Source organism: Paenibacillus sp. P46E (genome assembly GCF_001909095.1).
Lineage (GTDB): Bacteria > Bacillota > Bacilli > Paenibacillales > Paenibacillaceae > Paenibacillus_AQ > Paenibacillus_AQ helianthi.
Genome location: NZ_LVYZ01000052.1, coordinates 33184 through 53187 on the forward strand (window position 1 = coordinate 33184; position 20004 = coordinate 53187).

19 protein-coding genes are annotated in these 20004 nt (G+C 49.3%); 18 read left to right on the forward strand and 1 reads right to left on the reverse strand.

The genetic code is table 11. The annotated features are described in order from the left end of the window. Positions 1–266 precede the first annotated feature (266 nt). From A3849_RS19770 to A3849_RS19840, 15 genes are all read left to right on the forward strand, one after another. Positions 267–1310 (forward strand): LCP family protein, encoded by a 1044-nt coding sequence (locus tag A3849_RS19770; RefSeq protein ID WP_178382751.1) that lies wholly within the window; start codon positions 267–269, stop codon positions 1308–1310. 191 nt (positions 1311–1501) lie between these two features. Further along, positions 1502–1927, forward strand: coding sequence for a CBS domain-containing protein (locus tag A3849_RS19775; RefSeq protein WP_074086468.1), 426 nt, complete (start codon positions 1502–1504; stop codon positions 1925–1927). A 193-nt stretch (positions 1928–2120) separates the two neighbouring features. Beyond that, positions 2121–2423 (forward strand): MazG-like family protein, encoded by a 303-nt coding sequence (locus A3849_RS19780; RefSeq protein WP_025707985.1) that lies wholly within the window; start codon positions 2121–2123, stop codon positions 2421–2423. Positions 2424–2429: 6 nt separating this feature from the next. Further along, complete coding sequence (locus A3849_RS19785; protein WP_074112967.1) at positions 2430–3347, forward strand: DUF2232 domain-containing protein; 918 nt, start codon at positions 2430–2432, stop codon at positions 3345–3347. Positions 3348–3358: 11 nt separating this feature from the next. Next, positions 3359–5365 carry a DHH family phosphoesterase gene (locus tag A3849_RS19790; protein ID WP_074112968.1) on the forward strand — a complete coding sequence of 669 codons (2007 nt, stop codon included), beginning with the start codon at positions 3359–3361 and terminating at the stop codon, positions 5363–5365. Next, positions 5362–5808, forward strand: coding sequence for a 50S ribosomal protein L9 (gene rplI / locus A3849_RS19795; RefSeq protein ID WP_074086465.1), 447 nt, complete (start codon positions 5362–5364; stop codon positions 5806–5808). The genes A3849_RS19790 and rplI overlap by 4 nt, the downstream gene beginning before the upstream one ends. A 1-nt stretch (position 5809) precedes the next feature. Then, a complete protein-coding gene (gene dnaB / locus A3849_RS19800) occupies positions 5810–7171 on the forward strand; it encodes a replicative DNA helicase (RefSeq protein WP_074086464.1) in 1362 nt (453 codons plus the stop codon). Between the two features lie 307 nt (positions 7172–7478). After that, positions 7479–8765 (forward strand): adenylosuccinate synthase, encoded by a 1287-nt coding sequence (locus tag A3849_RS19805; RefSeq protein ID WP_074100724.1) that lies wholly within the window; start codon positions 7479–7481, stop codon positions 8763–8765. 195 nt (positions 8766–8960) lie between these two features. Further along, positions 8961–9581, forward strand: a complete 621-nt coding sequence (locus A3849_RS19810) for a hypothetical protein (RefSeq protein WP_074112987.1) — start codon at positions 8961–8963, stop codon at positions 9579–9581. A gap of 297 nt (positions 9582–9878) precedes the next feature. After that, positions 9879–11459, forward strand: a complete 1581-nt coding sequence (locus tag A3849_RS19815) for a peptidoglycan DD-metalloendopeptidase family protein (protein ID WP_074112969.1) — start codon at positions 9879–9881, stop codon at positions 11457–11459. Positions 11460–11602: 143 nt separating this feature from the next. Continuing rightward, positions 11603–12334 (forward strand): response regulator YycF, encoded by a 732-nt coding sequence (gene yycF, locus A3849_RS19820; protein WP_074112970.1) that lies wholly within the window; start codon positions 11603–11605, stop codon positions 12332–12334. Then, positions 12334–14166: a cell wall metabolism sensor histidine kinase WalK gene (walK, locus tag A3849_RS19825; protein WP_074086459.1), complete on the forward strand. Its 1833-nt coding sequence runs from the start codon at positions 12334–12336 to the stop codon at positions 14164–14166. The genes yycF and walK overlap by 1 nt, the downstream gene beginning before the upstream one ends. Then, positions 14163–15455: a YycH family regulatory protein gene (locus A3849_RS19830; RefSeq protein ID WP_074086458.1), complete on the forward strand. Its 1293-nt coding sequence runs from the start codon at positions 14163–14165 to the stop codon at positions 15453–15455. The genes walK and A3849_RS19830 overlap by 4 nt, the downstream gene beginning before the upstream one ends. A gap of 141 nt (positions 15456–15596) precedes the next feature. Next, the gene (gene yycI / locus A3849_RS19835; RefSeq protein WP_074112971.1) at positions 15597–16337 is read left to right on the forward strand and encodes a two-component system regulatory protein YycI; all 741 of its coding nucleotides are present in this window, start codon (positions 15597–15599) and stop codon (positions 16335–16337) included. A 17-nt stretch (positions 16338–16354) separates the two neighbouring features. After that, positions 16355–17161, forward strand: coding sequence for an MBL fold metallo-hydrolase (locus A3849_RS19840; RefSeq protein WP_074112972.1), 807 nt, complete (start codon positions 16355–16357; stop codon positions 17159–17161). Here the strand turns inward: A3849_RS19840 and A3849_RS19845 are convergent. Then, positions 17130–17336: a hypothetical protein gene (locus tag A3849_RS19845; RefSeq protein WP_074112973.1), complete on the reverse strand. Its 207-nt coding sequence runs from the start codon at positions 17334–17336 to the stop codon at positions 17130–17132. The two genes, A3849_RS19840 and A3849_RS19845, sit on opposite strands and share 32 nt — an antisense overlap. Before the next feature lie 354 nt (positions 17337–17690). On the opposite strand from A3849_RS19845, the gene A3849_RS19850 reads away from it, so the two are divergent. The 3 genes from A3849_RS19850 (at position 17691) to A3849_RS19860 (ending at position 19954) form a co-directional block, all read left to right on the forward strand. Next, positions 17691–18935 (forward strand): S1C family serine protease, encoded by a 1245-nt coding sequence (locus A3849_RS19850; RefSeq protein WP_074112974.1) that lies wholly within the window; start codon positions 17691–17693, stop codon positions 18933–18935. Between the two features lie 392 nt (positions 18936–19327). Continuing rightward, positions 19328–19528 (forward strand): cold-shock protein, encoded by a 201-nt coding sequence (locus A3849_RS19855; RefSeq protein WP_019914582.1) that lies wholly within the window; start codon positions 19328–19330, stop codon positions 19526–19528. 195 nt (positions 19529–19723) lie between these two features. Next, positions 19724–19954, forward strand: coding sequence for a cold-shock protein (locus A3849_RS19860; protein WP_020425962.1), 231 nt, complete (start codon positions 19724–19726; stop codon positions 19952–19954). The last annotated feature ends 50 nt before the right edge of the window (positions 19955–20004 follow it).

Sequence of the window (20004 nt, forward strand, 5' to 3'; positions counted from 1 at the left end):
TGTCGTTATTTGTTGTTTCTTTTTTAGCGGCAAGTGATTACAATAGAAATATTGTTTATGTGTCAAAGCCGTTTTCCATGTTTATTCTACAATTAGCATGACCCGATTTCCAGAAAGGGGGGAAACATAATAATACTGAATCGGCCATAATCTTAACAGCCAAGAAAAGCACAGCCATGACTGCTTGGTGCGCTCCAGGCAAGCATTGTAAATAGATCGCAAGCAATCATATAACCATTCCACCATAAAGAAGGAATCAAAAAATCATGAAAAAAATCAAAAAAATAAAGAAAAGATATATCATCATCATTGCTGCACTTGTAGTATTAATCGGTGGAGGATTCCTGTTCCAAAAACAGCTGGCGGTACTGGCCTTTGATCTATTTTTGTCGGATCGGGTCGAGAATAAGCTGTCCCAGAAATCTTACCAGCCTCTAGTCAATGATGGGAATACTACGGTAAAACCCGAACCTGTTGTGTACAAAAGTGACCCGTTTTCTCTAATGCTGCTGGGTACGGACCAGCGTAAAAATGAAACGGCCCGTTCTGATACGATGATCTACGCGGTTATCCGGCCTGAAGATTATAAAATTCTACTGATCTCTATTCCACGGGACACGTACACCGAGATCATCGGACACGATGACAACAAAAAGGATAAAATTACGCATGCCTATGCGTTCGGGGGCCAGAAGATGGCCAAGGATACGCTGGAGAACCTGCTTGGACATAACATTCAATATTATGCCACCATAAATTTCCAAGGCCTAAAGGATGCGGTTGATGCCATTGGCGGTGTACCGCTGCCGATCAAAAAAGACATTGTGAACAAGGGTAAGGATCATGAGAAATTCACTATTAAAGGCGGCAAATCCAATTATAATGGTGAAGAGGCCCTCAACTATACGCGCTACCGTGAAGACAGTGACTTTAACCGTACGAAACGGCAACAGGTATTCATTGATGTGGTTGCGAACAAGATGCTGTCCATTAGCCAGATCGGGAACATCCCCGAGCTGCTGGATATCATGGGCGACAATTTCAAGACGGATATTGCACCGTCTACAATCATTAGTCTGGCCAGAAAATTCATGGGCGGAAAAGATATGGATATTTCCAGTTTTACCGTGATGGGTGAGGGTGAACGTATTGGCGGTGTGTATTATGATATCGTTGATGAAGAGGACCTGACTGAAGCCAAAGCGATGATCGACAACTGGATGAATGCCAGCACTCCGGTGGATCAATTAATCGAACCGGGCAAAGCGCAAAATGCACTGGAGCCTGCGGCCACATCTGCAGCGCAATAATTCCTTCGTAAAAGAATATGCAATGACAGCAGCAGCCATACGCAATCTTAATGGCTGCTGCTTACTGTTCTCATGTTATAATAAAATGGAACGAATGATTGGCTAAAGACGTATAATTACGGATGGCCCTTGCTTCAAGGAAAGGGTAAGGCATAATAATTCCTTCGGAACTCTTTGAGGAGGATCAAGAGATGAATATTGCGTTTTTTTTACTTCCGAAACAGGAGGTGGCGTGCGTGACCCTCGATTCAACGCTGCGCCAGACTCTGGAACGGATGGAGTTTCACCGCTATACGGCTGTACCGATTCTGAACCGGAACGGGGAATATGCAGGAACAGTAACGGAAGGCGACCTGCTCTGGTATATGAAGGATTCGGGTGGGGCGGTGACGTTCGAAAATGCTTCCAAATTTCTGCTGAAGGATGTGCCGCTGCGGATGAATAATCTGCCGGTATCCATTGATGCGGATATGGAGGATCTAATCAATTTAGCCAAGGTGCAGAACTTTGTGCCTGTTGTTGATGACATGAACCGGTTCATTGGTATCGTTCGCCGGAGTCAAATTATTGAGTATTGTGAAAAGGTTGTTTCACGCCAGTCACAGGAATCGGTGTAGGACTTCTTATTTAGTTTTACGACCTTAGGCAGTATGGATCAAGGCCTGTATTTCCGGCGAGCACGGAATGCGGGCCTTTTTTGAAAATACAGCGAGTATTTCTGGGACGGTGGACGTCCCGTGTAGCTGGGAATTATTTATGCTATAATGGAGAATAATGCTTTTTGCCGGAGGTAGAGAGACTGTGCCCAATGTGCCGAAGGATTTGGATGTAGCCAAACGCGCCAAGGTAATTGAATGGTTGAAGACCGAAGTTATTGATCAAGTCTCACGGTTGTTCAAAGCGCTCTGGGAAGGCAGCACTGCGCGTGTGGGAGACAGTCTGGCCAGTCTGATTATGAGCTCTTATATTTTGGGCCGCAGACTTGGAATCCCCTATCGTGAACTCGACGATCTTCTGATTGAAAAGCTTAGAAAACACAGGCAGGAAGGGCATCAATTGGAAGAATGGTACCAGGATATATCTGCATTAGAAGAACATATGCGTAAGAGGTGAATACTGTTGAAATTTCGCTGGACATCGGTGGCATGGAGCATAGCGTATCTGCTGTTGCTGCTCTCATTATCAACCCCATTGCTCATTATCACTACGTTATTTATGATTATTCCGGCAGTAGTGCTATTTACTACTCTGAATACCAAGCAGTTCATTCTCCATATTCTGCCTGTGCTGCTGATTGTCGGTCTGATCACACCCGTCTATGTCTTGATAGCGGTCTATTTCCTGATACCCGCACTAGTGATGGGGCGCTGGTACAAGAAACGTTCATCAGCGATGTCGACACTGCTCGCCGGAATGATCACCATTCTTGGTGAGTTTCTGTTGCTGCTGCTGTTAGGAACCGCATTATTCAATTTCGACCTTACCACCTATGTGAATGATGTGCTGCAGATGGTGAATTCACCGCTGTCGGAGCTGGGGGCCAGCAATCCTCTGATTTCCGAATTGAAGCTCTCTTCCGAGGATGTCAGTACGATTAGCCATATGACCGTTCAGATTATCCCGATGACCTTGATCATCAGCTCGTTCATGATAGCCGTGATCACGCATTCCATTGTCCGTCCGATTCTGAATAGCATGGAATATGCAGTTCCGCGAATGAAGCCAGCCCGTGACTGGAGACTTCCAAGATCGTTCATCTGGTATTATCTGTTGGGTGTAGTGCTTAGCCTTATGTTTGGGGGATCAGACAGCGGATTCATGCCGATGATTTCGGACAATCTGCTGCCGCTATTACGGATAGGTTTTATCATTCAGACCATCGGGTTCCTTTTCTTCCTGGTCTATGAGCGGAAATGGAGTAAGGTTGTGGCACTCTTGCTGGCGATTCCCGTTATTTTTATGCCGGGGCTGTGGATCATCGGTATAGTCGACCTGGCGTTCCCGCTGCGCGAGCTTGTGACGAAATCGAAACGATAGGGTGAGAGCTCATGCCAAAATTTCTGCAAAGACGCTGGCACGGCTATCATACCGTATGGGCGTTTATGCTGCTGCTGCTGCTGATTATAGTAGTCAGTGTCTATAATTGGGTTATTGGTGTCGCCAGTCTGTTTCTGGCCGGGACCCTCTGCTTCTCTATGCTGCAGGCAGAACTCTCGTTCCGCCGGAATTTGGTGGAATATATCAATGGGCTATCCTTTCGCATCAAGCGCGTGGAGGGGGAAGCGGTCGGTATGCTTCCACTCGGTATTATTCTGTACAGTGAGGACCGGAAAGTAGAGTGGAACAACCGCAGTGCCGGTGATATTTTCTCCCGCAAGTCTTTGGTTGGGGAGGCAATGGAGGAATTGCTGCCCGACATCGTACCTTCTCTTGCCAGCCATGTGCCAGTTAAGAGGGAGGTCTCCAAAGATAACAGTCTGAAGGATATTCGTCAGGAGATTGCCGTCGATGAACGTTATTATCAGGTCGTCGTAATCCCTAGTGAGCGAATGCTGTATTTGTATGACATCACTGAGCTTGTGGTGCTACGCGAACGTTACGAAGAAGAGAAGCTTGCGATCGGCATCGTGATGATGGATAACTTGGATGAAGCAGCACAGGGCATGGACGATCAGCAGCGTACCTCGCTGATCGCCAAGGTAGCGAGTGAGATTACAGAGTGGAGCAAGCAGTTTGAGGTATACCTGCGCCGGTTGTCTTCGGAGCGGTACCTCATGTTGCTTAATCACCGTAGCCTGCAGGCGCTCGAGGAGAGCCGCTTCGTCATTCTGGACGAGGTGCGGGAAATGACTGCTGATCTAAAGGTGCCGATGACGCTTAGCATCGGACTTGCCTACGGTTCAGAATCGGCCAGTGAGCTAGGAGCACTGGCGCAGTCCAGTCTTGATATGGCACTTGGCCGGGGTGGCGATCAGGCGGCCGTGAAGGCGGGCCAGAGGCTCTCTTTCTATGGGGGGAAGAGTAATGCTGCAGAGAAGCGTACGAGAGTGCGGGCCCGTGTTATTGCCCACGCCCTGCGTGATCTGATGCAGGAAAGCGACCGGGTGCTGATCATGGGCCACCGGACGCCCGATATCGATGCGGTAGGGGCTGCGATCGGTCTGCTCAAAGCAGCGCAAATGTACAATGTAGAAGCAAACATTGTGATGGAGACGCCAAATCCTTCAATTACCCGGATGATGGAGCAAATCCGCCGGGATGAGGAATTGAACAAAACTTTTATCTCTACAGAACAAGCGCTGCAGATCATGACGGAGCATACACTGCTGATCGTGGTGGATACCCATAAGGCCTCGATGACCATGGAACCCCGCCTGGTACAGTATGCCAGCCGGATAGTGGTCGTTGACCATCACCGCAGAGGTGAAGAGTTCATCAATGATGCTGTGCTGGTCTATCTGGAGCCTTATGCCTCGTCTACGTGCGAGCTGGTTACAGAGCTTCTGCAATATATTCATGACAAGATCAAGCTCAGCCCGCTGGAAGCTACAATGCTCCTAGCTGGAATTACGGTGGACACCAAACATTTTGCGCTGCACACCGGATCCCGTACCTTTGAAGCGGCAGGATTTCTGCGGCGGGTCGGTGCAGACACAATTCTGATTCAGCGTATGCTGAAGGAGGATCTGCAGGAGTACATTTCAAAAGCGGAAATTATCAAACATGCCCGGATGGTGTATGATCATATAGCACTGGTTGTCACGGCTCCGGGAATGAAGATTCCTCAACTGCTGATTGCCCAGACGGCGGATACGCTGCTGGGCATGACGAACGTGGTGGCTTCATTCGTCATCAGCGAACGGCCTGACGGCCTCATTGGCATCAGCGCACGGTCACTCGGGCGGATGAACGTGCAGGTTGTTATGGAAAAGCTGGGGGGTGGCGGACATTTGTCCAATGCTGCCGTTCAGCTAGAAGGAACAAGCAAGGAAGCAGAAGCCAGACTGCTTGCAGTGCTGGCTGAAATTGAAGCGAAAGAGGGGCTGTTCGAATGAAGGTCATTTTCATAAAAGATGTTAAGGGTCAGGGTAAAAAGGGGCAAGTCAAAGAGGTATCAGAGGGTTATGCAGCCAACTTCCTGCTGCCGCGTGGACTGGTTCGCCCGGCTACTGAAGGTAATGTGAAGACTCTGGAGAATCAGGCAGCTGCTGAGCAGCGCCGCAAGGATCAGGAGAAAGAGGAAGCCGTTCAGCTGGGCAAAAAGCTGGACGAGCTGACATTGACTCTAAAGGCCAAAGCTGGCGAAGGCGGCAGGCTGTTCGGTGCCATCACAAGCAAGCAAATCGGTGAAACCCTCGCAGCAACCCAGGGGATTTCGATAGATAAGCGTAAAATTGAACTGAATGATCCGATCCGCCATGTAGGTACATTTCAGGTGACGGTGAAGCTGCATACTGAAGTAAAGGCTAACCTCACGGTTCAGGTAACGGAGGAGTAAGATGGGTGGAGATCTCTTTTTCGATCGGATTCCCCCGCAGAACCTGGAGGCAGAGCAGGCTGTAATTGGTGCTGTACTCCTGCAGGATGAGGCGCTGATCACCGCGATGGAGCGGGTGAATACCGAAGACTTCTACGATAAACCGCATCAGATGATATTTGAAGCGATGGTGCAGCTCGGAGAAGAGAGCCAGCCGATTGACCTGGTTACACTGACGTCCAGACTGCAGGACAAGGGACAGCTTGAGGATATCGGCGGTGTCAGCTATCTGGCGAAGCTGGCGCATGCGGTGCCGACTGCAGCCAACGTCGAATACTATGCCCAAATTATTGAAGAAAAGGCGATGCTGCGGCGCTTGATCCGTACCGCGACGCAGATTGTCAGTGAAGGTTACACCGGCGGAGAAGATGTAGGTGGTATGCTCAGCGATGCCGAGCGGCGGATTCTTGAAATCTCTAACCGGCGCAGCGGCAGCGGATTTATTGCCATCCGTGATGTGCTCATGCAGGTATTCGACCGGGTGGAACTGCTCCATCAGAACAAGGGGGGAACCTCCGGGATTCCTACCGGATTCGTGGACCTTGACCATATGACCAACGGCTTTCAGCGGAATGACCTGATTATTGTGGCTGCCCGTCCTTCTGTAGGGAAAACAGCATTTGCCCTGAATATTGCCCAGAATGTAGCGGTTCGGGCCAAAGAGACTGTCGCTATTTTCAGTCTGGAAATGTCAGCGCCGCAGCTGGTTCAACGTATGATTTGTGCTGAAGCAAATCTGGACGCCAATATCATGCGTACCGGTGACTTCAAAAGTGATGATGACTGGTCGAAGCTGACAATGGGGATTCAATCTTTGTCCGAAGCAGAAATTTATATTGATGATACTCCCGGCATTACGGTTACGGATATTCGTGCAAAATGCCGAAGATTGAAGAAGGAAAAAGGTCTGGGCATGATTGTCATTGACTATTTGCAGCTCATTCAGGGGCGCGGCAAGGGCGGCGAGAACCGTCAGCAGGAAGTCTCGGAGATCTCCCGTACTTTGAAGCAGATTGCCCGTGAGCTGGATGTACCGGTGATTGCTTTGTCCCAGCTCAGCCGTGGTGTTGAGCAGCGTCAGGATAAGCGCCCGATGATGAGTGACCTTCGTGAGTCGGGTTCGATTGAGCAGGATGCTGATATCGTGGCCTTCCTGTATCGTGATGATTACTATAATCAGGATACTGAAAAGAAAAATATCATCGAGATTATTATTGCCAAACAGCGTAATGGTCCTGTAGGTACCGTAGAGCTGGTGTTCCTGAAAAATTTCAACAAATTCGTCAACTACGAGCGTGCTCATAACGAACCGTTTGCCGGTTAGGCATTTTTTGTACAATATCCGAACGATCACACATTTCCTTGTGAGATCGTTCGTTTTTGTTTGACTTTAAAAAGTACCGCTGTTACACTGGTTATTGTGCTTTAGCGGGTTAAACCGCCGGGCATCCGGAGGGCTGCGTACATAAGAAGCGCGTACAGTGCCCATATTACAAGTGGAAACGGCTTCGCTGTCCTAAAGGGACGGCGGGTTTCAGCGGGAAATAGAAGGATAATTTATAGCTTAATCATATAGATTCTTCTATTTTGAAAAATAATGGTGCTAAGCGAGCACCTACGGAGGAATGAACATGTCAACGGTAGTCGTCGTGGGAACACAATGGGGAGACGAAGGCAAAGGCAAGATCACGGATTTTCTGGCAGAGAGTGCAGATGTGGTCGCCCGGTATCAAGGGGGTAACAATGCCGGTCACACGATTCTGATTGACGGGAAGAAGTTCAAGCTGAGCTTGATTCCATCAGGAGTATTTTATAAAGAGAAAACTTGTGTCATCGGTAACGGAATGGTTATCAACCCTGAAGCGCTGATTCAAGAAATTAACTATATTCATGAGAACGGCTTCGACACCAAGAATCTGGTGATCAGTGACCGCGCCCATGTCATCATGCCATATCATATGCTACTGGATGCGCTGGAAGAGGACCGTAAAGGCCCGAACAAAATTGGCACGACCCGTAAGGGAATCGGCCCCGCTTATATGGACAAAGCTGCCCGCAACGGTATCCGCATTGCTGATCTGATGGATGCAGAAGAGTTCGAGCTGAGACTTCGCCACCTAATGGAAGAGAAGAACCAGGTAATCACTCAGGTCTACGGAGCGGAAGCGCTGGATGTAGAAGAAATTCTGACCCAATATCTGGAGTATGCAGAAGTGCTCCGAGGCTATGTTACGGATACCTCTGTAGTGCTGAATGAGGCCATTGATGCCGATTCCCGTGTGCTGTTCGAAGGCGCGCAGGGTGTCATGCTTGATATTGACCAAGGTACGTATCCATTCGTTACTTCTTCCAATCCGTCAGCAGGCGGCGTCTGCATCGGTTCGGGTGTAGGACCGTCCAAGATTAAGCAGGTTATCGGTGTAGCCAAGTCTTATACTACCCGTGTAGGCGATGGACCGTTCCCAACCGAGTTGAACGATTCCATCGGCGACTACATCCGTGAAACTGGTCATGAGTATGGTACGGTAACGGGTCGTGCACGCCGTGTAGGCTGGTTCGACAGTGTAGTGGTACGCCATGCCCGACGCGTCAGTGGAATTACCGGTCTGTCCTTGAACTCGCTTGACGTACTTAGTGGTCTGGAAACCGTAAAGATCTGCACAGGTTATAAATACCGTGGAGAAGTGATTACGCACTATCCGGCCTCACTGAAAATGCTGGCAGAATGCGAAGCCGTCTATGAGGAGCTCCCAGGCTGGAGTGAGGATATCACTTCGGCGAAGACGCTGGAAGACCTGCCGGTGAATACACGGAAATATGTTGAACGGGTGTCGGAGCTTACAGGCATTCCGATCTCGATCTTCTCTGTAGGCCGTAACCGCGAGCAGACCAACCAGGTGCTTCCAATCTATATCTAGGTCGAATATAAGCTCTACCCATTGAGGGGCCTCTATTGAGGCTCCTTTTTATTTGTTACTGGCGATAATCTAAGAGTCTCTGTATCTGTTCAGACGTTTCTCTTCCAGCGTTCTAGTCAATACTGAAAGGATAGAAGGAGCCGAGGCCTGATATTCCTGAGATTGGCCATGAACAGAAGCAAGGGAGAGATGAAGATGAAATTGGTAAAGCGTACACTTGCTGTCTGCCTGATTGTGGTGCTGGCCAGTGCACTGTCTATTCTGACTACAGCCTATGTGGTGAATACGTATATCCAGTCGGTGCTCGCAAGCTTCGACATTAAGCTGGATGGGCCGGAGCCGGGGATCGGCGGATTTATGAAGAGTCTGACCGGTATGGACACGAAACCTGCGGCATCAGCTACAGCTGAGGATAAAGAAACTGCAGTGCCAGACAGTAACAAAACGGAAGAAGGTAAGCCGGATACAACTGGCGTTAAAAGTGGAGAGAAACCCGTGGAGGAAGATGCCCCTAAGGATGCCCTGCCTGTGATGGGCGAAGCTTCCAGCGAACAGGAATTGGTTATGACACCGGAGGCCATGCTGAATTTGAAGGAGAATCTGCCTGCTGATGAAAAAACCAATATTTTCAATATTTTAATGGCTAAGCTGCCTCAGGAGGAAATGCAAAAGATATCCAAGGCCATGGAAGATGGGCTAACAGAGAGTGAAGTCCAGGAACTGCAGCAGGTCATAGCGAAGTATGTAGATCCAAAGGAATATGAGACCTTAATGAAAATGCTTACACCAAGCAGTAAGGACAGTACGCAAAATTAAAAAATGTCACTTTTTGGACACTGGAAGGCTGTTTATGCGTCATAATTCTGGAATAAACCCGCGATTTTCGCGGGTTTTGTTGTGTTCGGAAAGTTGAAATTTTTCTCCCGGCTGTGGTACAGTAAAAAAGGACTATAAGGGGTTAATTTTTTGTAACCTTTTTCGGGTACCTGACAACATGATCATTCGTACTAATGCAAATAGATAAATAGATGCTGCAGCATATATAAAAGGGGACGTAAACAAAGCTTGGCCGCTCTGTGCGGTAGGAATGGGCGGACTGAAAGGGAGAGTTTCATGAAGGGATTTAAGTTCATGCGCCGGACGGGGAAGCTGCGGAACGATGACCGGTATTCCGCAGAGCTCGGTGCAGCAAGTCAACAGGGCAGCGATGCCGATAGCGATAATGTCTTTCATCAGGAGACCAAACCCCGGAGATTACGGCGCTCCTGGATCGCGGCTTCCGCCGGTCTGGTGCTGCTTGGTGCGTTTCTGGTGGGAGCCGAGAAGAGGTATGTGACCGCTAATACGGTAACTTACTATAAGGTTCTGGTGAAGGGCGAAGAAATCGGAAAGATCAGCCAAAAGGCTGAACTGGAGAAGCTATTTGAACAGAAGAGTCAGGAGTATCAGCGGAAGTATCCTGAATCCGTGATGGTGCTGCAGACAGAGGGTATTTCGACCGAGGCCGAAAAGGCCTTTAAGCCTGAGGTTGACAGCGGCGCGACATTGGACAAATTGGATGGCATGCTGAAGGCCTACGCTGTAGGTGTGCAATTAACGGTGGACGGCGAGGTGCTTGGTATCGTCAAGGATCAGGCGACGGCAGCAGCCGTGCTGAAAGGTGTCAAGGAGCATTATATGCCGCAGACCGAAGCTTCTACAGGAGCCCAGCTCAAGAAGACGGCTGCTTCAAGTTCAGCCAAGGGGTCGACCAGTGCCAAGGATACCGTAGAGTCGGCTGATATCCGTGAGCAGGTGTCTATTGTACCGGTCAAAGCCGATCCGAATAAAGTCTTAAGTGTGGATGAAGCCGTAAGTGCACTTACTGAAGGCAAAGAGGAGCCGCTGACGTATACGGTACAGGAGGGCGACACGATTTCCGGTATCGCCAAGCTGTATGAGACTACACAGGCTGAGATCTTCAAGAACAATCCTACGGTCAAAGAATTGACGCTGCAAATTGGCGATACTCTGCAATTGACGGTTCCCCAGCCCGCACTTACGGTGGTTACCGTAGAACAGGTGGCGGAACAGGTCGTTACCGAGCCGGATGTAATTGTGCGTAAGAGCGATCTGCTCCCGGCAGGCAAGAACAAAGTGGTCCGCCCGGGACAGACGGGCCTCAAAACGATGCAGTACCGCTTAACCAAAGAAAATGGTCTGGTCGTTAAGGAAGAATGGCTAGGGCAGACGGTAGTGCATGCTTCGCTGCCGGAAGTAGTGTACCGGGGGACCAAGGTGGCCGGAGCAGAAACGTACAAGGAAACCAATTCTGCCGGAGAAGGAACGGGGATGTTTGCCTGGCCGGTAGTGGGTGCATCGATTTCCAGCAGCTACGGCGAGCGTTGGGGCCGCGTACATAAAGGTGTTGACCTGGTATCCGGTAACCGTACGATCAAAGCAGCCGATGCCGGAACTGTCAGCTTTGCAGGTGTACAGAACGGATATGGCAACGTAGTGATTGTGGATCATCATAACGGGTACGTTACGTACTACGGTCATTTGAGCAGAATTTCAGTCTCTCTGGGACAAAGACTTGAACAAGGTACACAAATCGGAGTCATGGGCAACACTGGACGTTCAACCGGCACACATCTGCATTTTGAAATCCGCAAAAACGGGATCGCGATCAACCCCATGAAGTATCTGCAATAATTCATATCTTAAGCCAGCCGTCCGAGAGATTCCGGGCGGCTTTTAAATTACAAGAATGCGCTTCGTAGGATGTGACGCCAGGACAGGTATGCTAAAATAAGAGAATCAATGATAAGTATGGTTAGAAAGGTGAAGCGGAGCATATGCAGATGGGGACGATTCTGGTAGTAGACGATGAACAGCCTATTGCTGATATATTGAAATTCAATTTGGAAAAAGAGGGCTATGAAGTAATCTGCGCCTTTGACGGAAACAGTGCAGTAGAGCTTGCCTTGTCCAAACGGCCCGACCTGATGCTGCTAGACCTGATGCTTCCCGGGAAAGATGGCATGGATGTCTGCCGCGAGGTGCGTTCAGCTCATCTGGATATCCCAATTATTATGCTTACCGCCAAAGACGGGGAGATCGACAAGGTGCTGGGTCTGGAGCTTGGCGCAGACGACTATGTAACCAAGCCGTTCAGTACGCGTGAACTGCTGGCGAGAGTCAAGGCGCAAATGCGGCGTCAGCATAAGCCGGCACCTTCGGAAGCTCAGAGTGAACAACTGGAAAGCAAGCAGGGGGTACAGCATTTTGGCCTGTTTGTGGATACAGACATGTACATGGTCTATAAGGAAGGCGAACCGCTTGATTTGACGCACCGTGAGTATGAACTGCTCTATTATATGATTCGCCACGCCGGCAAGGTGATGACCCGGGAGCATTTGCTGCAGGCCGTATGGGGCTTCGAGTATTTCGGGGATGTGCGGACCGTTGATGTAACGATCCGCCGTCTGAGAGAGAAAATTGAGGAGAATCCCAGCAAACCGGAATATATTTTTACCCGGCGCGGACTTGGTTATTTGATGCATAGCCCCAAAAGCGGAGGGTTGTGATGAAGGGACTGTCCTTTTTTCGGACGATACAGGCCAGGCTTATAATAATCTATGTACTGCTGATTCTGATCGCGATGCAACTGATTGGCGTGTATTTTGTCAGCTCGATGAAGAATTCACTGACTGATAATTTCACCAAGGACCTGAAGGCGCGCGCGGAGATGCTCTCGATTCTGACCGCCGATAAATTCGGCAGTGAGGCCGGAACCGCAGATGAAGAGACTGCAGTAGAAAGTCTGCGCGGTATGGTCAACAATTTGTATATCAATGGTGCCGAAATTCAGGTGCTGGATGCAAGCGGTAAGATCATCACCACTTCAGTCCCTTCTCAGAATGACTATGTCGGCCAGCGCAACACACAGACAGTGGTCAGCCGCGCTCTTCAGGGAATCAGCGACAACGAGGAGTATATTATAGCGGATGATAATGTGCGTAAGAAGGTAGTCGCCAAACCCGTGCTTTCCGGGGACAAAGTGGTAGGGGCGATTTATATTGCTGCCGACATGAAGGATCTGTATGCTACCATGAGCCGGATCAACAGCGTATTCCTCTCCGGACTGCTGCTGGCCCTGGCGCTTACGGCCGTTCTGGGCGTTATTCTGGCGCATACGATCACGCATCCGATAAAGGAAATGACCCGGCACGCCACGGCGGTAGCTGAAGGTCGCTTCAACCGCAAAATGCCGGTTTTTGGCAACGATGAGATAGGTCAGCTAAGCCAGGCTTTTAATTATATGACTGGAAGATTGCGGGAAGCTCTCTCTCAGAATGAAGAGGAGAAAGAGAAGCTGGCTTCCATTCTGGCGAATATGAGTGACGGTGTTGTCGCTACCGATGAGAGTGGCGGGGTTATTCTGATGAATACCCGGGCAGCAGATATGTTGGGTTCAGAGGGTCCGCTCCCGGAGGGGGCTCCCTTGGATGAGCTGCTCGGCCTGGATCATGAGCAGTCAGGCTCCCTTGCTCAGGGTAATGCCCAGTCTGCAATGCTCCATCTGTCGCCAATGGGCGGAGGAGATCCTAATATTGTGCGTGTTACCTTCACGCCTATACACCGGCGGGAAGGCAGAGGGATCGCAGGCACGATAGCGGTCCTGCAGGATGTAACCGAGCAGGAGAATCTGGAAGAGTCGCGCCGTGAATTTGTAGCGAATGTGTCACATGAGCTGCGGACGCCGTTAACGACCATCAAAAGCTATGTCGAGGCACTGGATGACGGCGCACTTGAAGATCCGCAGCTTGCCGTGCGGTTCGTTGGGGTCATCCGCAATGAGACAGAGCGCATGATCCGCCTGGTTACGGATCTGCTGCATCTCTCACGTCTGGATTCGAAGGAATCCAGCCTGCGTATTCAGCAGACTGATATTTCCGAGATGCTGGAGGATGTGGCAGACCGGTTCTCTTTTCAAATCCGCCAGAAACGGATTCATATCAGCACCAGAGTCCGCAAAGAGGTTGAGAGTGCTTGGCTTGACCGTGATCAAATCGATCAGGTGCTGGGCAATCTGGTCTCCAATGCGCTGAAATATACGCCGGAAGGCGGGACAATTCAGCTGGAGGCCCTGAAGAATGAAGAGGGGATGCTGGCTGTTTCTGTCCGGGATTCTGGAATCGGCATCCCGAAGAAAGATATTGAGCGCATCTTTGAGCGTTTCTATAGAGTGGACAAAGCCCGTTCCCGTAATATGGGGGGCACAGGCCTGGGACTGTCCATTGCCCGGGAAATTGTCAAAGCACATGGCGGCTCAATTTCCCTTCAATCGGAGCTGAATGAGGGCTCACTGGTCACCTTTACACTGCCATTGAAGCAGGAGAGGGGGAGTGAGTCATGAAGGAAAAGGTGAAATCCTGGGTTCTTGCGCTGCTTGTATTTGGGAGTCTTGTAGAGAGTTATTATCTGATCTACCGGTTGCCGGGCAGCGATTCAGCGGTCATGTCGGAGAATTTATATGTGAAGACAGACAATATGGGGCCGGAGGAGAAGGTGGAGAACCTGCTCTATCCCGATAAAATGATTATTCATATGGGGGAGAGCAAGCATACGCTTTTTTATCCCAATACGACGTTTTATAATCTCATCCTTAACCGTCTGAAGGGCCGGAGCTTTGAGAGCTTTCAGCGGCGGTCCGTGCAAGACTTCGACTGGGATAAGATCCGGAATGAAAATCCGGGGATTGAGCTGTCCTTCGGTGCAGGAATTCCCGTAACCCTGCTGCAGCGGGTCATGCAGTTGTCACCCGATTCCCTGTTTGAAGGGGAGAGCATCGACAGGATTTGGATTTATAATATGAAGAATGATTCCAAAGCACACGCAGTCTTCTTCAGTACCCGGGGAGACATTGTCTATGAAGCGGCCAAGGCCGACCTCACCGTGCAGGATGTGCAGCAGCATGTTGATTTCGGCAATAACCTGACCAATTACAAAGCAGTGAATGGCGATTATTATGTGCCGGATGCCAAAGTATCGATGGTTGAAGTCGAAATGCCCTCCGGCATGTATACGATTCAGCAGATGCAGAGCAATCTCTTTTTTGATGCAGGCAGTACCCGATATATTCCGGAAAAAGACGGCTCCGAGATTTATACAGACAGCAAACGCAGTCTTCAGGTCGATCAGGAACAGAACTGGATGAGCTATAGTGATCCGGCTGCGCTTCCCGCTGGTGACAGTACTCCGGCTAAGGATGCTCTGGAGGCCGTTGATTTTGTGAATGAGCACGGGGGCTGGAATGGAACTTACCGGCTGGCGGCAACAGAAGAGGGCAGGCAGGAACGTAAGGTATCTTTTCAACAGTTCTATGGTTCTTCTCCCTATGGCTCCTATCCGATTATCAGCCAGCCGAAGCTGCAATATGGAGTGATTAATCTCGAGCTTCAGCAAGGGACCGTATCTTCTTATGAACGTTCCCTGATGTTTGTGGAGGAGGACAAGGCAGTCAAGCGGATTGTGGATTTATCGTTCGGGGAAAGGCTGGAGGGCCAGTTGGCACAAATTAGCCAGGCTTCTGCGGTGAAGGATTTGACTCCGGTGTACGTACCTGCTGTCAAAGGGGAGAAGCTTCAGCTGATTCCGGTATGGCGGGTTACGCTAAAAGACGGCACCGTGCTTACGCTGAATTAGAGTTCTGAAGCTATATATAAAACGGTAGAAGTGCAGACGACAGCGGTGGAAGTCCAAACATTCCCTGTAGTGACAACCAGACCTAATATGAGAAGCTAAAGTTCAACCAATATAGTTACAAAAACTTTTAGGAGGGAAGGTATGGACTGGGGAAGAGCAAAAAATGTGCTGATATACGCCTTTCTGGTATTGAATCTGTTGCTGTGCTATCAGCTGTGGATGGATCTGCGTGATCAGGCCAGCGCTAACCTTGATTTCACCTCCTTGTCGCAGGCAACTCAGGCTGTCATGGAAGAGAAGAACATCCGCATTCTATGTCCAATTCCGGCTGCAACCCCCCAGTTGCCGGATCTTACGTATCACTATTCCGGTGAGGAGCAGAACGAACCTCCTGTAGAGCTTAAGGAGCCGATTGACAGTAAGCTGATCTATTCCTCTTTTACCGAGCTTAGTACGGCGCTGGAGGGACAGATCCCGGATATTTCCAATTACCGTTTTGATGCCCAGGAAAGTGAGGTAGGCAAGTTCGTGCTGCACCCGCTGGTAGATAAGAAATGGTCACTGTTCAGGGTTAGACTGGAGCTGATTAACAGTGATCAGAAAATCGTGGCTTTCCGGTGGCCGAAGATTGAGATGGTAACTACAAGGAGTGATACTGATCAGAAGGTGCTTCCGGCATCGCAGGCGCTCAGCAGCCTAATTGAGAAGTATTTTCCGGCGAATTCGGTGGTTAAGGAGATTGAGCTGGGATATTACGGTGAGCTATTCAACTCCGAGAGCCAGGTGGCTTCGCCAATGTGGCGGTTCATGCTGGAGAACGGCAATGCCTATTATGTAGATGCCATTAGCGCGGACATAATCAGTCCTAAGACAACAGAGTAGAAGGAGCAGGAGAGAGAATGGGAATATCATTTACAGTGCTGTCCAGCGGTTCTACCGGTAATGTGACGGTGGTGCGCAACGGAGAAACGACACTGATGATTGACGCCGGGCTTAGCGCGAAGCGGATTGATGAGCTGCTGGCTATGCGCGAGTTGACCGGACAGGATATCGATGGGATTCTAGTTACGCATGAGCATTCCGATCACATTAAGGGACTCGGAGCAATGGCGCGCAAATATGATCTTCCGATCTATGCCAATATGAATACCTGGGGAGCGATTGAGAAGGGCATCGGCACGATTGCCGAGCAGAACCGGGTCATTCTGGAGACGGGGCAGCATAGGGATTTTGGCAGTATGCGGGTAGAGTCATTTGCGATCTCGCATGATGCGGCTGAGCCGGTGGGGTATAACTTTTACGATGGCAACGAGAAGCTGTGTGTAGCGACTGATCTGGGTTATGTGAGCGATAAAGTGCGCACGGCGATTTCGGATGCCGATGTGCTTGTACTGGAAGCCAATCATGATATTGAAATGCTGAGAATGGGACGGTACCCCTGGAACACGAAGCGGCGGATTTTAGGTGACTTGGGCCATTTGTCTAATGAGGCGGCAGGCGCGGCGCTGAGTGAAATTCTTACCGGGCGGACCAAACGCACGTATCTGGCACATTTGAGCCGGGATCACAATATGATGGACTTGGCTAAAATGTCTGTTCGCGTTGCGATGGAGGACCGGGGCTGTTTTTTCAAAGACAGTGAATTCAGGCTCTGTGACACTTACTATGACCGGCCTACGCCATGGGATAAGGTGAGCCAGTCATAAGCTGGTCCATTTCCGTAATCTTGCGTTCCAGCTCTTGGCGTGAGAAGAAGCCCTTATCAATCAGAAGTTCGATCAAGGCGCTCTGAACCAGAACCAAATGATAGTGCTCATCCTTAAGATCACCCAATTTACCGATAAACTGCACAAGATCCATATTGGCCGAAAAAGATTCCAAGCTATACCCCTCCTTGCATGTAATAATTTACATGATTTTTACGGCAGAAAAAACACGGTGTAACATCTGCGTGTGATACAATTAAATAGTAAGCGCAAGGCAGACTTTGGCTCTATGGTTTCTATTATTGTAGGCTTTTATGCTGCAAAATATTCCTGAAAAATGACGGATAACGCTAGCTTGCAAGAATTCTAGACGTCCTATGTGCTTTGCCCCCGTACTTGTAGGGTGAAATAATAAAATGAAACCTTTTAGTTCTTCCTGGAGTCTAAGAGAAGATGAGGTAAACTCGGGCGTGGTTGCTTGGCGTTCAGGTATTGAATGCAGTAGCAATAGAGGGGAGAGGATGTAACGGTGGGACTGTTTGACGATGATTTCTATTCAACGAAAGTGTCACGGCGCAGAAGCAGAAAGATTGATGCCTCAAGCGAACGAGGCGGGCACAAATGGCCCCGCAGATCGCGGAGGAACCTGGCTACATGGCAGGTAGCTATAATCTGCTCTGTAGTCAGTGCTGTAACAGCGGTGCTTCTGTTCAGTCTGGTGACCGGACAGCTGACCCATGAGAAAGCCGAATCACCGGCGGTAATCGGTAAGGTTGCTGCAAGCAGTGGGGATCCCTACGACCGGATTATACAGGCCGCCGCCCTTGTACGCCCGGCGGTAGTGAGCATCATTAATCATAAGAAAGATAATAAGGAACTTAATATTCTCGATGAGTCGGCACTGGGTTCGGGGGTTATCTATAAAAAGGACGACGGCAAGGCATTTATCATCACGAACAACCATGTAATTGATGGTGCAGGCAAGCTGGAGGTTGTTACGGTTGACGGGGAGACCCGCAAAGCAACACTTGTTGGCGCAGATAAAGTAAGCGATATAGCAGTGCTCTCCATTGATGGAGGGGGGATTAACACGATCGCCCAGATCGGCGATTCCTCCAAGCTCCGGCTGGGAGAGACCGTCATTGCTATCGGCAACCCTCTGGGGCTTGGTGATACACTAACCTCTGGGATCGTCAGCTATACGGAGCGTACCATCCCTGTATCGCTAAATCAGGATGGTGTGTATGACTGGGAGCAGGAAGTCATTCAGACGGATGCTGCCATCAACGAAGGCAACAGCGGCGGGGCTCTGGTGGATTTGGATGGAAAGGTGATCGGCATTAATACAATGAAGATCTCCGACACAGGCGTCGAAGGGCTCGGTTTTGCGATTCCGGCCAATCATGTAATGGAAACGGCGGATGAACTTGCAGCTAAAGGTAAAATCTCCCGTTCATACTTAGGTGTATATTCAGTGGATCTTAATAATCCTTATGTGCCGTTGGCGGAGGACCAGCGTAAGGAGCTGAATCTGCCTACCAGCGTGAAGGACGGGGTTGTCGTTCTGGATGCAGTTGGACCTGCTAAGGATGCGGGCCTGCAGTTCAATGATGTAATTACGAAGTTTGATGATCAATCCATTACATCTACACTGGCACTGCGCAAGTACCTGTACGATCATACCAAGATCGGTGATGACCTTAGAATCACCTTTTACCGCAATGGAGCCGTGAAGCAGGTTACAGTAAAACTTCTGGAGAAGCCGGAGGAATAAAAGCCTGTGAGGCAGTATATAATATAGAGGCAGTCACATCAGGGAGCGGCGCCGCCCCATAAATGATTTATAATTTATGAGCGGCAGCCGTTTCTAAGCTGTGAAAATGGGGTAAAAGATAGTGTTGAAGTCGGTAGTTATACAATTTAGGCCAACTGGCAGCCCTTACATTGGAAGGTTAACCTAAATAGTGAAAAAACGGAGAAATTCGGATAGGACAGCTTGCCTTTGTTATTGAGGTGTGGTAACATGAAATTAATCATACAATTGATACCTAATTCTCGCATTGAAAAGGGCTGTCAAATGGATTACAACCTTTCTCAATGTGTGAATTTTTTCTTTGTTTGAAGATAAAAAGAACATATTAATTTAAATTTGTGGAGGTAACACACATGCAAACAGGTACAGTTAAATGGTTCAACGCAGAAAAAGGATTCGGTTTCATCGAAGTTGAAGGCGGAAGCGACGTATTCGTTCACTTCAGCGCAATTACTGGCGACGGCTTCAAAACTTTGGACGAAGGCCAACGCGTTGAATTCAACGTTGTTCAAGGCAACCGCGGACCACAAGCCGAAAACGTTGTAAAACTGTAATAATAGAAGGTACCGTCCCCGCTTGTGAAAGTTGGGACGGTCTTTTTTTCAAATATAAGGAATTATATGCTTCATGCAATATCGGTCCCTTATATTTCTCGTGAAACGGTTGCCGTCCTTAACATCAAGGACGGCAATGTCGTTTCTACTTGTCTGGATTCTCAACTTGTGACATAAAGGAAGGGAGGAACGGCAATGAACTACCGGAAGAAGCCTTTGGAGGAAGTACCGGAAGAAAATACCGCAATTTGGGCCTGTACCAACGATGGATGTAATGGATGGATGAGGGATAATTTCGCATTTGAACATGCGCCTTCTTGCCGTCTCTGTCACTCCCCGATGGAACGCAGTATGAAGATGCTGCCGCAGCTGCTCAATTCCAATGGCGATTTGAAATCGCTGAAGAAGGGTATTTCCATTACCTAACCAATGCCTTTATGAGTCAAGCTTCTATAGAATAATGAACACAATCAAGA

Bases quoted from the DNA above. Each gene is read 5' to 3' on its own strand.
- A3849_RS19810 (WP_074112987.1), top strand. From the start codon at position 8,961: ATGAAATTGGTAAAGCGTACACTTGCTGTCTGCCTGATTGTGGTGCTG.
- A3849_RS19790 (WP_074112968.1), top strand. From the start codon at position 3,359: ATGCCAAAATTTCTGCAAAGACGCTGGCACGGCTATCATACCGTATGG.
- dnaB (WP_074086464.1), top strand. From the start codon at position 5,810: ATGGGTGGAGATCTCTTTTTCGATCGGATTCCCCCGCAGAACCTGGAG.
- rplI (WP_074086465.1), top strand. From the start codon at position 5,362: ATGAAGGTCATTTTCATAAAAGATGTTAAGGGTCAGGGTAAAAAGGGG.
- yycI (WP_074112971.1), top strand. From the start codon at position 15,597: ATGGACTGGGGAAGAGCAAAAAATGTGCTGATATACGCCTTTCTGGTA.
- A3849_RS19815 (WP_074112969.1), top strand. From the start codon at position 9,879: ATGAAGGGATTTAAGTTCATGCGCCGGACGGGGAAGCTGCGGAACGAT.
- walK (WP_074086459.1), top strand. From the start codon at position 12,334: ATGAAGGGACTGTCCTTTTTTCGGACGATACAGGCCAGGCTTATAATA.
- A3849_RS19840 (WP_074112972.1), top strand. From the start codon at position 16,355: ATGGGAATATCATTTACAGTGCTGTCCAGCGGTTCTACCGGTAATGTG.
- A3849_RS19830 (WP_074086458.1), top strand. From the start codon at position 14,163: ATGAAGGAAAAGGTGAAATCCTGGGTTCTTGCGCTGCTTGTATTTGGG.
- A3849_RS19775 (WP_074086468.1), top strand. From the start codon at position 1,502: ATGAATATTGCGTTTTTTTTACTTCCGAAACAGGAGGTGGCGTGCGTG.
- A3849_RS19770 (WP_178382751.1), top strand. From the start codon at position 267: ATGAAAAAAATCAAAAAAATAAAGAAAAGATATATCATCATCATTGCT.
- A3849_RS19805 (WP_074100724.1), top strand. From the start codon at position 7,479: ATGTCAACGGTAGTCGTCGTGGGAACACAATGGGGAGACGAAGGCAAA.
- A3849_RS19860 (WP_020425962.1), top strand. From the start codon at position 19,724: ATGAACTACCGGAAGAAGCCTTTGGAGGAAGTACCGGAAGAAAATACC.
- yycF (WP_074112970.1), top strand. From the start codon at position 11,603: ATGCAGATGGGGACGATTCTGGTAGTAGACGATGAACAGCCTATTGCT.
- A3849_RS19855 (WP_019914582.1), top strand. From the start codon at position 19,328: ATGCAAACAGGTACAGTTAAATGGTTCAACGCAGAAAAAGGATTCGGT.